At 64.0% G+C, this 13937-nt stretch carries 10 protein-coding genes; 8 read left to right on the top strand and 2 right to left on the bottom strand.

The window, feature by feature from the left end:
* The 3 genes from sov to BEN49_RS03375 all read left to right on the top strand — a co-directional run.
* Positions 1–1584, top strand: a 1584-nt coding sequence (sov, locus tag BEN49_RS03385; RefSeq protein WP_070740767.1) for a T9SS outer membrane translocon Sov/SprA, incomplete at its 5' end; no start/stop codon positions are given.
* A gap of 235 nt (positions 1585–1819) precedes the next feature.
* Positions 1820–2200, top strand: coding sequence for a glycine cleavage system protein GcvH (gcvH, locus tag BEN49_RS03380; protein WP_070740764.1), 381 nt, complete (start codon positions 1820–1822; stop codon positions 2198–2200).
* Between the two features lie 21 nt (positions 2201–2221).
* Positions 2222–2638 carry a VanZ family protein gene (locus tag BEN49_RS03375; RefSeq protein WP_070740761.1) on the top strand — a complete coding sequence of 139 codons (417 nt, stop codon included), beginning with the start codon at positions 2222–2224 and terminating at the stop codon, positions 2636–2638.
* A gap of 185 nt (positions 2639–2823) precedes the next feature.
* On the opposite strand, the gene BEN49_RS03370 is transcribed toward BEN49_RS03375, so the two are convergent.
* Both BEN49_RS03370 and BEN49_RS03365 read right to left on the bottom strand, forming a co-directional pair.
* On the bottom strand, positions 2824–3372 hold the full coding sequence (locus BEN49_RS03370) for a hypothetical protein (RefSeq protein ID WP_125916470.1): 549 nt from the start codon (positions 3370–3372) through the stop codon (positions 2824–2826).
* Between the two features lie 351 nt (positions 3373–3723).
* On the bottom strand, positions 3724–4623 hold the full coding sequence (locus BEN49_RS03365) for a YicC/YloC family endoribonuclease (protein ID WP_070740753.1): 900 nt from the start codon (positions 4621–4623) through the stop codon (positions 3724–3726).
* 428 nt (positions 4624–5051) lie between these two features.
* Between BEN49_RS03365 and BEN49_RS03360 the strand changes: the two genes are divergently transcribed.
* The 5 genes from BEN49_RS03360 to BEN49_RS03340 form a co-directional block, all read left to right on the top strand.
* Positions 5052–7925, top strand: coding sequence for a TonB-dependent receptor (locus BEN49_RS03360; RefSeq protein ID WP_070740750.1), 2874 nt, complete (start codon positions 5052–5054; stop codon positions 7923–7925).
* Positions 7926–7979: 54 nt separating this feature from the next.
* Positions 7980–9425 (top strand): beta-helix domain-containing protein, encoded by a 1446-nt coding sequence (locus BEN49_RS03355; protein WP_070740747.1) that lies wholly within the window; start codon positions 7980–7982, stop codon positions 9423–9425.
* Between the two features lie 275 nt (positions 9426–9700).
* Positions 9701–13090 (top strand): TonB-dependent receptor, encoded by a 3390-nt coding sequence (locus BEN49_RS03350; RefSeq protein ID WP_070740744.1) that lies wholly within the window; start codon positions 9701–9703, stop codon positions 13088–13090.
* Positions 13091–13272: 182 nt separating this feature from the next.
* Positions 13273–13518, top strand: a complete 246-nt coding sequence (locus BEN49_RS03345; protein WP_070740741.1) for a hypothetical protein — start codon at positions 13273–13275, stop codon at positions 13516–13518.
* The coding region (locus tag BEN49_RS03340; protein WP_158022733.1) for a glycosyltransferase at positions 13473–13937 on the top strand (465 nt) is incomplete at its 3' end. The genes BEN49_RS03345 and BEN49_RS03340, both read left to right, overlap by 46 nt.

Genomic DNA, 13937 nt, shown 5'->3' with positions numbered 1-13937 from the left:
GCCCCTGGGGCCCCCGATGCCGCCGGCAACCGCCCCAAGCCCGACGCCGCCGCCCCGCGCGACACCACGCCCGTGCTCGTGAAAGCCGTGAAGGCCGTGCTGCGCTCGCTGATGACGGCCCGCTCGCTCAACTTTACTTACGCCCGTTCCAGCGGCACGCTGCTGCCCGGCTACCTGCCCGGTACCACGGCCTTCGGCCTGAGCAACCTGCGGGGCCCCGGCATCATCGCCCCGGGCATCCCGTTCGTCATCGGCAAGCAGTACAACCTGCGCGACCTCTACGGCTACGCCAGCAGCAACGGCTGGTACACCGGCAGCAGCGAGTTCCTGAACACCCCGTTCAGCAGCCTGCTGACCGAAAACCTGACCCTGCGCACCACCCTGGAGCCGTTCCGCGACTTCCTCGTGCAGGTGGATGCGCGCCGGCAGAAGGTGGAAAACAAGGAAGCTTACTACCGCAACCAGCTCGACACGCTGACCCTGCTGGCCGCCCGCGACCCATCGGGCAACAAAATCCTGGACCCGGCGCAAGCTCAGGCCCTCGCGTCGGGCTCGTTCAGTACCAGCACCATCACCATTAATACGCTGTTCAACGATCTGAGCGCCAACGGGGAAGTATCGAAGGCCTTCGCGCGGTTCGTCACCAACCGCGGCTTCATCCAGAGCCGGCTGGCGCAGGCCAACCCGCCGTCGGTAGGCCAGCCCATCCCGGCCACCGCCGCGGGCAACTACAGCTACAACTCGCAGGACGTGCTCATCCCGGCCTTCATCGACGCCTACCACGGCCGGTCGTCGGGCGGCTACCAGGCCAAGAAATTCAACATCTTCGACCAGTTGCCTTTGCCCAACTGGACGGTGAACTACAACGGCCTCTCGCAGCTGCCGTTTTTCCGCGACTACTTCACCTCCTTCACCCTCAACCACGCCTACAGTTCGAGCTACAACGTGGGCTCCTACACGTCGTCCACGCTCTACAACAACAACGACCTGGACTTCCCGACCCGCGCCAGCGCCACCGGGCAGTACATCCCGTACTACGTCATCGGGCAGGTGAGCATCGTGGAGCGCCTGTCGCCGCTGATTGGGGTAAACTTCCAGACCCTGAACAAGGTAACCGGCCGCGTGGAGTACCGCACCGACCGCCAGCTGGGCCTGAACACCACCAACGCCCAGGTGACGGAGCTGCACACCACGGCCCTGGTGATAGGCTTCGGCTACGTCACCGCCGGCCTGAAGCTGCCCTTCCGGGTGGGCGGCGAGCAGCGGGTGCTGAAAAACACGCTCAACGTGAAGCTCGACCTGAGCATCAACGACAACACCATCATCCAGCGCAGCATCGTGAACGTGGTGGACCCCGCTGATGCCACTGCTTCCGTTGCGGCCAACGTGGGCACGCCCAGCAGCCAGATCGTGAACGGTGCGCGCACCTTCCAGCTGCGCCCCACCGTCGATTACCTGCTCAATACCCGCCTCAACCTCCAGTTCTACTACACCCAAACCATCACCACGCCCCGCGTCAGCAACGCCTTCCGCAACGCCACCACCGAGGGCGGCCTGCTGCTGCGCTACAGCCTGACGCAGTAAGTGCAGAGGTAATTGGCGAATGAGTGAACGAGTGGGTTGGCGCGTTCAGTAGCTAAAGTTCGCGCTACTCCCCTGGGGGCCCTAAAATCAAGCACTGCGTAGCATCAATGAATGAGTTGGTGCGCGCTGGGGCCCCTAATGTGGGGCCCCCAGCGCGCAGGACTGCGCGGGCTTGCCTACTTTTGGCCTTTGATACGCCTTGGCTGGCGCCCTCACTCATTCACTCCCGCACCGCATGACCCTGCCCACCACCCTGCACTACACCAAAGACCACGAATGGATTCGCGTGGAAGGCGACGTGGCCGTCGTTGGCATTACCGACCACGCGCAGCGCGAGCTGGGCGACATTGTGTACGTCGATATTGACACCGTTGACAAGGAAGTGGCCCAGCACGACGTGTTCGGCACCGTGGAGGCCGTGAAAACGGTGTCCGACCTGTTCAGCCCCATCACCGGCACCGTGCTGGAGGTGAACCCCAAGCTGGCCGACGCCCCGGAAACCGTGAACTCGGACCCCTACGGCGACGGCTGGATGGTGAAAATCGCCATCGCCAACCCCGCCGAACTCGAAGGCCTGCTCAGCGCCGAGGCCTACGGCGAGCTGGTGGGCGCCTAGGGCCCCCAGCCCCTGCTATTGATGCCCCCTGTGCCCACCCCGGCCCGCCGGCCCTACGTTGCGCTGCCCCTGCTGTGGGCGGCCTTCATGCTGCTGCTCACCCTCACGCCGTCCCGCGACATGCCCGATACGCCGGCGTGGACGCTGCTATCCTTCGACACGGCCGCCCACGCGGCCGTGTTCGGGGTGATGGCCGCCCTTGCCTGGTTTTCGCTGCGGCGGCAGCGCCGCTGGCCGTTGCTGGCCCAGCAGGCCGCCTTGGCGGTGCTGGTCGGCTGCGTTGCCTTCGGGGGGCTCATCGAGATTCTCCAATACGTGATGGCTCAGGGCCGCCACGCCGAATGGTCGGATCTGATCAGCGACGGCATTGGTGCCCTGGTGGCCCTGGTGCCCATCACCTTCCTGGCCCGCTACCGCCCATTGGCCGCCTGGGTGTAGCCGATTCGGGTAAGTTTCAACTGTAAAACGAGTGGTACTCCGTTTGGCGTTCGCCCGGAAACGGAGTGCCACTCCGTTTTACAGCTGTTTGAAGGGAGCGCGAAAACTGTTGTGGGCAACAACGTAAAAAGCCCCTCTGCTGTCAGCAGAGAGGCTTTTTACGTTGTTGCCCACAACAGTGTAGCTTACTTGCCGGCTTCGGCGTTGGCCTTCACCGAGAGCATGATTTGCTTGGCGACGGGCTCCCACTCGGGCTTCTGGCGGTCGGCGCAGTTGAAGGTGCAGATCATGAGCTTGCCCTGCACATCGGTGAAGAACACCAGCGTGTACACCTGGTGGCCCATCTCGGGCTTCATGAACTCGAGGAAGCCCACCTTGTGGTTGTTGATGTTCTTCACGCCGTCGCCGAACCAGGTGGCGTCTTTGTACTGCTTGTGGTAGGTTTTGGCAAACGTGGTGGCGTACACGTCCACCATTTCCTGGTCCGCTTCGTTGTCGGAGTAGTTAAAGGCCAGGCTTACCAGGTTGTTGTTGGTGAAGATGACGCTGGGGCGGCTCTGCGCCTTGGCGTAGTTGAAGTCCATTTGCTGCTCGCTCATCACCTCGAAGCCCTTGGGGATGAGGATTTCCACCCGCTCGCTGAGCACGTGTTTTTTGATCAACTCAATTTCGGACGTGGGCCGCGCCGCCATTAAAAGGAGGCCCAGAAAGCAGAGTAAAAGGGTGGATTTCATGGGACTTGGGGTTCAGGTGAAGTTGCGGAGGGGGGCGGGCTGGGATGAAATATAAAAGCCTTTCCGTAAAATTACCAAATCCTGGTAAAACAAAAAATGTCCAGTTTGCCTACTTAGCTCCGGGGCCCCAAAAACAGCTTGCCCGCACAGTGCAAGCTATTTAACTAAATATGGTCAATTTGCTTGAATAAAGCATATTGCGCTTCAAAGCATCATTTAAAAGCGATAATTAACAACAGTTTATTGCCAGTGATTAATATTTTGAATATGCATTATTTGCCTCAAATAATACAAATATATTTTTACGATTTAACAGTCGCTTAATCGACCTTTGGGCAGACCGCCGCAGGTCTAGAGAATGTTGTTCAATTGTTCCTTTATTTTCTCCAACTCCTCCTTCATGCCCACCACCAGGTGCTGCACGGTGGCGTCGTTGGCCTTCGAGCCGATGGTGTTGATTTCGCGGCCGATTTCCTGGGCCAGGAAGGCGAGCTTTTTGCCCACGGCCTCGTCGGGCTGGCGGGCGGCCTGCTCGAAGTAGGTGAGGTGGGCGGCGAGGCGCACCTTTTCCTCGGCAATGTCGAGCTTCTCTATATAGTATAGCACCTCCTGCTCGAAGCGGGTGGCGTTGAACTGCTCGTGGCTGGTGAGCTCGGCCAGGTGGCCCTGCAAGCGCTGGCGCACGTGGGCAATGCGGGCGGGGTCGTGCTGCTCGACGGCGGCCAGCTGCTGCCGGATGGTGGCCACGTAGCCCAGAATCTCGGCCGTGAGCGTGGCGCCCTCGTCGCGCCGGAACTGCTGGAGGGCCCCCAGCGCCTCGTGCAGCAGCGGCTGGAGCTCGGCCCAGGATACGTCGTCGGCCACGGGCTCGGCGTCGCGGGCGTCGGCGGCGCTGGGCACCACGCCTGGCAGGCGTAGGGCGGCGAGCAGGGTTTCCTCGCCGGCGCGCAGGCCCAGGCCCTCGGCCACGGCGCGCAGCTCGTGGAAGGCGGCCACCAGGGCTTCCTTGTTGAGGGCGGCGGCCGCGCGGGCGGCGGTGGGCCGCACAAAGTCGAGGGCGAGGTTGACCTTGCCGCGGAGCAGCTCCTTGGTGACGGCGTTGCGGATTTCGAGCTCGTGCGGCAGCAGGAAGCGCGGCAGGCGCAGGGTGAGGTCGAGGGTTTTGGAGTTGAGCGATTTCAGCTCGACGGTGGCGGCGTAGGCGTCGGTTTCGCGGTGGGCCTGGCCGTAGCCGGTCATGGAAGTAAGCATGGGGGAGGGGCGCAAAGCGCGTGGGCCGGGCCTTGGGGCCCCGGTGGGTGGGCTGCAAAGATCGGTACGGTGGGCTGGGGCCCCTGAGGCCCGGCGGTCGGCCAGGTGGGGCCCCGGCTAATGTTACGGATAGAAGATGTTTTGCATGAACAACTGGTGAAAAATACAACCATTAGGTAACGTGCTGTCCTGCAATTGGCTCGGTGAGCGGGCGGAACTTTGTGGCCGGAAATGATGCCTGCTTTTTTATTCCGCAGAGCTTTTCCAGGGCGTGTTCAATGCGCGCCCTTGCCCCGGCCGACGCTTGCGGCCGGCCCCCCGTGGGCCGCACCCGCTCCTAGAAGTACCGCCCGCGGCGCCCAAGTGCGCCGGCCCGCTGCCCGGTACGGGGCCGGGGCCCCTTCTTTCGAGAACCTTTTTCACTGCTCATGCCCCACTTTTTCCGCCGCATTTCTTTCGTAGCGTTTGCTTTTAGCCTCCTGTGCGCTGTGGGGGCCCAGGCCCAGGGCACGGTGCGGGGCACCGTCCGCGACCAGCAGACGCAGGAGCCCGTCATCGGGGCCAGCGTGAGCGTGGAAGGCACCACCATTGGCACGGCCACCGACCTGGACGGGGCCTTCTCGATTGCCGGCGTGCCGGCGGGGCCCCACGCCCTGCGCCTGAGCTCGGTGGGCTACGCCGCCAAAACGGTGCCCGGCCTGGCCGTGGCCACCGGCAAAGTGGTGGTGGTGAACACGTTTATGAGTGGCTCGAACGCCGCGCTGGACGAGGTAGTGGTGACGGCCCAGCGCCGCACCAACACCGAAATCGCCGTGATTTCGGAGGTGCGCAACGCCCAGCTGGTGGCCGTGGGCGTATCGTCGGAGCAAATTGTGAAATCGCAGGACCGCGACGCGGCCCAGATTGCCCGCCGCGTGCCGGGCGTGAGCATCCAGGACAACCGCTTCGTGCTGATCCGGGGCCTCACGCAGCGCTACAACGCCGTGATGCTCAACGATGTGCTGACGCCCAGCTCGGAAGTGGACACCCGCGCGTTCGCCTTCGACATGATTCCGAGCAGCGTCATCGACCGGATGCTGATCTTCAAGTCGGGCTCGGCCGAGCTGCCCGGCGACTTTGCGGGCGGCGTCATCAAGGTGTACACCAAGCGGGCCCCGGAGGAAAACTTCACCAACCTGAGCGTGCTGGGCGGCTACCGCGACGGCACCACCTTTAAGGACGCGCAGCAGTACGAAGGCGGCAAGTACGACTGGCTGGGCTTCGACAGCGGCAAGCGCAGCATCCCGAGCAACTGGCCGGCCACGTTGTCCGGCATTGGCTCGACGACGGCGCGGGCCGACCTGGGCCGCCAGCTGCCCAACCGCTGGGGCGTCAGCACGCTAAAGGCCGCGCCCGACGTGCGCCTGTCCTTTAACATGGGGCGGCGGTTTGAAATCGGGGGCAAGGCGGTGGGCACGCTCACCAGCGTGAACTACGGCAACTACCGCCAGGCCTACAATTCGCGCCTCACCTTTTACGAAAACGGCGCCGACCGCGACCAGCAGGCGGCCGCCTACGATGACCAGGTGTACAACAACGAGGTGCGCCTGGGCGTGGTGCAGAACTTCTGGCTGCGCCTGAACGGCCGCAGCACCCTGGAGTTCAAGAACTTGTTCAACCAGCTGGGCAACTCCGAAACGGTGGTGCGCGCCGGGCAGGACATTACCCAGAGCAGCAACGACGTGCGGGGCTTCTCCGAGCGCTTCGAGAGCCGCAGCATCTACTCGGGGCAGCTCATCGGCAACCACGAGCTGGCCAACGACCGCACCACCATCAACTGGGTGGGGGGCTTTGCCTACACCCACCGCACCGAGCCCGACTGGCGCCGCGCCCGCTACGTGCGGCCCATCGGCGCCACGGGCCCCGACGGCCAGCTGGTGGCCTTTGGCCTGGTACTGCCCGCCGCCCCCAGCCTCACCGACGCCGGCCGCTACTTCTCCAAGCTCAACGAGCGGGTGGAGACGGGGGCCCTGAACGTGGTGCACCGCTTCGGACCTGACTCGACCGACCAAAAGGGCGGGCTCCAGCTGAAGGCCGGCCTGTACGCCGAGCGCAAGGACCGTGACTTTTCGGCCCGCTTTTTCGGCTACCAGAGCGTGGGCAACACCAGCGCCATCCGCGGCCAGCCCATTGGCCAGATATTTGGCCCCGAGAACCTGACCGGCCAGAACGGGGCCCTGACGCTGGGCGAAACCTTCGACCCGAGCAACGCCTACACCGCTTACAACACGCTGGCCGCGGGCTACGCCAGCCTGACGGTGCCGCTGGGCAAGTTCACGGGCACGGCCGGCTTCCGGGCCGAATACAACGACCAGCGCGTGAACAGCCAGCTGCTGACCGGCGAAACGGTGCAGGGCGGCCGCCGCTTGCTGAGCCCGCTGCCCTCGCTGAACCTGACCTACAACCTGAACGACAAGATGCTGGTGCGGGCCGCCTACGCCTCCACCATCAACCGGCCCGAGTTCCGGGAAATTGCCCCGTTCCGCTTCTACGACTTCAACCTGAACGCCAACATCCAGGGCAACTACGACCTGCGCACGGCGCAGGTGCAAAACCTGGACCTGCGCTGGGAGCTGTACCCCACCACGGGCGAACTGTTCACGGTGGGCGTGTTTTATAAGCACTTCAACAACCCCATCGAGAGCTACCTGCTGGCCACGGCCGGCGGTGTGAACAGCCTGAACTACGCCTTTGTAAACACCCAATCGGCGGTGAACTACGGGGCGGAAGTGGAGGTGCGCAAGTCGCTCAGCTCAATTTCAGACGCATCCTGGCTGCGGCGCTTTTCGCTGGTGGGCAACGCCTCCTACATCTTCAGCCGCATCGACCTGGGCAGCACCGTGAACGTGCCGGGCACCAACGGCGCCGTGAGCCCGGTCAACATCCTGGATACCCAAACGCAGACCCGCGCCCTCCAGGGCCAGTCGCCCTACCTCATCAACCTGGGGGCCTACTACGCCAACGAGGACAGCGGCACGCAGATCAGCCTGCTCTACAACGTGGCCGGCCCGCGCATTTTTAGCGTCGGCAACGTCGACAACCCCACCATTTTCGAAGCTCCGCGCAACGTGCTCGACCTGGTAGCCACCAAGCGCCTGGCCAAGCACTGGGAGCTGCGCGCTGCCTGGCAGGACGTGTTCAACCAGCCCGTGAAGCTGGCGCAGGACAGCGACCGCAACCTCAAGTTTTCGAGCAGCGACCAGACCGTGCGCACGTTTCGCCGCGGCTCCTACACCACGCTCGGCCTCACCTTCAGCTGGTAGGGCCCCCGGGGCCCTATCGGGTAATCAATACTTTCTGTCACCCAAACCTCCCGCATGAAACGCTTTCCTAAACTACTGCTAGTGGCCATGCTAGGCCTGGCTGCCCCCCTTAGCAGCTGCGAAAACAACGACGACAACGCCCCGGCGGTGGTTACGCCCCCCAGCGGCCCCGTCGATAACGCCGGCCGGGTTATTCTCTCGGGAGTGATTACGACCAGCCGCACCCTGCGCGCCAACGAGAAGTACTTGCTGCAAGGCTTTGTATACGTGGCGAGCGGCGCCACGCTGACCATTGAGCCCGGCACCAAAATCTTCGGCGACCAGACCACCAAGGGGGCCCTGGTTATCGAGCGCGGCGCCAAAATTATGGCTGAGGGCACGCAAACCAACCCCATCGTCTTCACCTCGACCCAGGCCGCGGGCAGCCGCAAGTATGGCGACTGGGGCGGCGTGGTGCTGGTGGGCTCTGCCCCCACCAACCAATCGCTGAGCAAAACAATGGAAGGCGGCGTGGGCCGCGGGACGGGCCTCGACACGTTTGGCGGCACCAACCCCGCCGATAATTCGGGCACGATGAAGTACGTGCGCATCGAGTTTGCGGGCGTGGCCCTGAGCAACGACCCCAACAGCGAAATCAACGGCCTGACCCTGTACGGGGTGGGCTCGGGCACGACGCTCGACTACATCCAAGTATCGTACTCCGGCGACGATTCCTACGAGTGGTTCGGCGGCACCGTGAACGCCAAGCACCTGATTGCCTACCGCGGCTGGGACGACGACTTCGACACCGATTACGGCTACACCGGCAAAATCCAGTACGGCCTTTCGCTGCGCGACCCGCAGTACGCCGACCAGTCGGGGTCGAACGGCTTTGAGTCGGACAACTTCAACCCCGGCACCCCCGCTACCGGCGACAACGCCGGCCTGCCCCTGACGGCCCCCGTATTCAGCAACATGAGCGTTTTCGTAACGGCTGGGGCCCCCGTAACCACTCCGCAGGCGGGCAGCGGCTCGTTCCAATCGGCCCTGCACCTGCGCCGCAACACCACCACCAGCGTTTATAACTCGGTGTTCGTGGGCTTTCCTGAAGGCCTGCGGCTTGATGGCACCAGCACCTGGGCCAACGTGCAAGCCGGTACCTTGGACCTGCGCGGCGTGACCATCGCCAACACCAACACCCCCCTGCGCGCCGCCGGCAACACCGGCGCCGGTGCCTTCACCGACGCCGACGTGCAGGCCTGGTTCAACGGCACGGGCAAGAACAACGCCGTGGTAGCGGCCGCCGACCTGAGCACGCTGGGCCTCAACGCCAGCAGCTTCAGCCTGACTTCGCCCGCCTTCCTGCTCCAAAGCAGCTCGCCGCTGCTGACGGGCGCCGTGTTCACGGGCAAGGCCGCCGACGGCTTCTTCACCCAGGGCGCCTACCGCGGCGCCTTCAACGGCACCGACAACTGGGCCCAGGGCTGGACGAACTTCGACCCCCAGAGCGCGGCTTACTAACCCCCAAAGCCCCGCGTAGCCGTTTGCGGCCGCCCAGCAGTGCCTCTTCCCAGGAGCAGGCGCTGTTGAGTGGCTGCGAACGGCTACCGTTTTTGAGCCGTGGCTCAGGGGCGTAGCAATACAGTAACATAGGTGAAGATTTGATGAATAAATGCGTAGTAAAGGTTATCAATAAATTAATCTTATGTTAATAACACAACGATTAAGCAATATCGATTCCTAAAATCAGCCAAGTGCGGGCCGGAACTTTGTAGCCGAAACCAACCCCGCATTTTATGCTCCCCAACCGTACCGTTTTCTTTCGTGGCCTATTGCTCGTGCTCCTGGCCTGGACGACGACTGCCCGTGCGCAGGTAACCACCTCAGCCATAGCGGGCAAGGTGACTTCTGACAAGGGCGAAGACTTGATTGGCGTGACGGTGGTGGCCACCAACGTGCCCACCGGCGTCAAGCGCGGCACCGGCACCGAGCCCGACGGCCGCTTTAGCATTCCGAACCTGGCCCCCGGGGGGCCCTACAGCGTGACGGTGACCTACGTGGGCTACAAAGAGCAGGTCATCGGCGGCGTGTTCCTGACGCTGGGCAACACCACCCGCCTGAACGTGGTGCTGGTGACCGAAACCCAGCAGCTGAACGAAGTAGTAGTGGTGGGCAACACCGAAGCCACCAAAACCGGCGCCGGCACCAACGTGGGCCGCGCCGCCATCCAGCAGCTGCCCACCATCTCGCGCAGCATCCAGGACTTTACGCGTCTCGACCCGCGCAACTCGAACGGCTCGTTTGCCGGCAGCTCGTTCCGCTACAACAACATCACCCTCGACGGGGCCGTGAACAACGACGCCATCGGCTTCTCGCCCTCGCTGGGCGGCCAGGGCGGCACCAGCGGCCTGCCCGGCAGCTCGGCCCGCGCCAACCCGATTTCGCTCGACGCCATCCAGGAAATCCAGGCCCAGGTGGCGCCGTTTGACGTGAAGCTGGGCAACTTCACCGGCGGCTCCATCAACGCCGTGACCCGCTCGGGCACCAACGACTTCCACGGCTCGGTGTACGGCTACGGCCGCAACCAGAGCATCACGGGCCGCAGCATCGACGGCACCGCTACCAAAATCGGCTCGGCTTACCACGACTACCAGACCGGCGTGCGCCTCGGGGGCCCCATCATCAAGAACAAGCTGTTCTTCTTTGGCAACTACGAAATTGCCCGCCGCAACGAGCCCCAGTTCTACGCCGCCGGGGCCCCCGGCTCGCCCGTGTCGCTGGACCTGGCCCAGGCCATTACCAGCAAGCTGCAAGACACATACAACTACAACGTGGGGGCCTACGGCGACTACAACATCTACGCCAACAGCAACAAGCTGTTTGGCCGCCTCGATTGGAACGTGGACGACAAAACCAGCATCACGCTGCGCCACAACTACGTGAAGTCGGAAGCCACCAACCTGGAGCGCTCCAACAGCTTGTTCAAGTTTGGCTCGCAGGACTTTGTGCAGAACAACCTGCAAAACTCGACGGTGCTGGAAGTGAAGTCGAACTTCAGCAACAAGCTCTCCAACAACCTGATCCTGGGCTACACCAACATCCACGACTACCGCTCGCTGCTGGGCGGCCAGGCCAGCGTGTTTCCGGCCGTGCAGATCAACAACGTGGGCCTGAACGCCAGCAACGGCTACCTGGGCTCGAACCAGATTTTGCTGGGCTCCGACCGCGAGGCGAGCATCTTCAACACCCGCACGAAGACCTTCGAAATCACCGACAACCTGACCTACTACACCGGGGCCCACGCCCTGACGCTGGGCACCCACAACGAGCTGTACAAGGTGGACTACGGCTTCATCAACTCCTGGAACGGCCGCATCGAGTACAACAACGTGGCCCAGTTCCTGGCCGACCAGCCCAACCGCATCCGCGGCACCTACAACATTGCCGACAACAGCTACGCCAACAACTACAACAACCCCTCGGCCCAGTTCAACATCAACCTGTACTCGGCCTACTTGCAGGACGAGTGGACGGTGAGCGACCGGTTGAAGATCAGCCCCGGCATTCGCTTCGACCTCAGCTCGCTGCCCAACCCGCCGGCCCTGAACGCGGGCCTGGTGAACAACCCCGCCAACGACGCCCGCACCCTCAACCAGACCTACCAGCACACCAACTGGGCTGATTTGAAGAACGACATCCTGGGCAAGGTGCAGTTCTCGCCCCGCCTGGGCTTCAACTACGACGCCAAGGGCGACCAGAGCATCGTGCTGCGCGGCGGCTCGGGCCTGTTCACGGGCCGCATCCCGTTTGCCTGGCTCGGCTACGCCTACTACAACAACGGCATCAACTACAACTCGGTGGATTTGAACAACATCCAGAGCGGGACCATCGGGGCGACGGGCCAGCCTGCCGGGACCGGCGCGGGCACCACTTACCTGCTGAACCAAGACCCGAACCAGATTTACGCCCAGCTGCCCGCCTCGGCCCGCAGCACCACGGAAGTGAACCTGATCGACAACAACTTCAAGATGCCGCAGGTGTGGCGCTCGTCGCTGGCCCTCGACCTGAAACTGCCCGGCGGCGTGCGCGCCTCGGTGGAAGGCCTCTACACGAAAGTGATTCAGGACGTGAAGTTTGAGAACATCAACCTGGTCGACAACGCCACCCGCTTCGCCCAGGGCCCCACCGAAACGCCCCGCTACACGGGCTACACCTTCCCCGGCACCACCACCGCCGCCACCAAGGTGAACACGGCCTTCTCGAACGCCTTCTTCCTCACCAACACCCAGCAGGGCTACCGCTACCAGCTCACCGGCTCGCTCGGCAAAACGTTCGCCAACGTGTTTGACGCCAACGTGGCCTACACCTACGGCCAGAGCAAGGACATCAGCAACGGCATCCGCAACTCGCCCCAGAGCAACTGGGAGCTGAACCCGGCCCTGAACGTGAACAACCCCGGCCTGGCCTACTCCAACTTCGACCTGCGCCACCGCGTGGTGAGCTCGCTGAACCTGCACCACAACATCGGCGAGCGGTTCACGGCCTACGCCACCGCCGTGCTAACCTTCGCCAGCGGCTCGCCGTTCACCTACGTCTACAATAACAACTTCTTCGGCAACGGCCAGCAGAACGTGCAGCTGGCCTACATCCCCGGCTCGGCCGCCGACATCACGCTGGTGTCGCGCGCTAGCTCGACTGCTCCCTACGTCGCCGAAGCCTCCGGGGCCCAGTACGCTGCCCTGAGCAGCTTCATCGACAACGACCCGTACCTGAAAACCCGCCGCGGCCAGTACGCCGAGCGCAACGGCGCCCGCACCCCCTGGAACGACCAGGCCGACGTGCGCTTCATGCTGGAAACCCGCCTGGGCAACCTCTCGCCCAACGCCGCCGGCGTAACCCCCACTGGCCACACCATCCAGATTTCGTTCGACGTGGTGAACGTGGGCAACATGCTGAACAAGAACTGGGGCCGCCAGTACTTCGTGCCGAACACCTTCAACTCGACGCTGGGCACGGGCCTCTCGCAGGTGGCCTTCGCCGACGCCGCCGGCAACATTTCGACCACCTACAGCGCCGCCACCTTCAACCGCCCCGCTTTCACCTACAACGGCTCGCCGGCCACCTACGCCATCGACCAGCTGGCCTCGCGCTGGCAGGGGCAGCTGGGCCTGCGCTACTCGTTTTAGTGCTTGGGAGTTGCTGGTTGTCAGTTGTTAGGTAAAGAGATACAAACTGCTGACAACTGACAACGAACAACTAAAAGCCACCCGGCCCAAAAGCAAAGCCCGCCCGCAACGGCGGGCTTTACTTTTGGGGCCCCGGCTGTGCCTGGCCACGCCCCGGGGCCCTAATAACCAAGCCCCACCCAGTGAAAATCCTGCACCTGCCCAAGTGGTACCCGCACCGCTACGACGACCAGGACGGCGACTTCATCGAGCGGCACGTGGCGGCCATTGCGGCGGCGGCCGGGCCGGCGGCGCAGGTGGCGGTGGTGTTTGCCACCGTGGCGCGGGGGCCCCTGGCCCGCCTCATCGAGGAAGAAATTGACCGGACGGGGCCCGTGCCCACCTGGCGCTACTATTACCGCGCCCGCCCCACCGGCTGGGGCCCCTAGACAAGGTGCTGAAGCTGGGCCTGTGGCTGGCCTGCCAGCGGCGTGGCTACCGGGCGGTGCGCCGCCACTGGGGCGGCGCGGCCCCCGACCTGATACATGCCCACGTGCTGCTGCGCACGGGCCTGGCCGCGTGGTGGCTGAAGTGGCGGCGCGGCATCCCGTACGTCGTCACCGAGCACTGGACGCTGTACCTGCCGGCGCGGGTGGCGCAGGTGGGCCGGGTGCGGCAGTTCCTCACGCGGGCGGTGGTGCGGCGGGCGGGGGCCCTGCACGCCGTGTCGCGGGCGCTGGCCGACGCCCTGGGGGCCCTGGGTGCCCGCGCCCCGCGCACGGCCATCATTGCCAACGTGGTGGACGCAAACCTCTTCCGGCCCGTGGCGGCCGGGGCCCCCAGCCCCGACAAAGCCCGTCCGCCTGCT

Source organism: Hymenobacter coccineus, assembly GCF_001816125.1.
Lineage (GTDB): Bacteria > Bacteroidota > Bacteroidia > Cytophagales > Hymenobacteraceae > Hymenobacter > Hymenobacter coccineus.
Note: the sequence above shows the minus strand (reverse complement) of the source record. Positions and strands in the feature narration are given on the sequence as shown.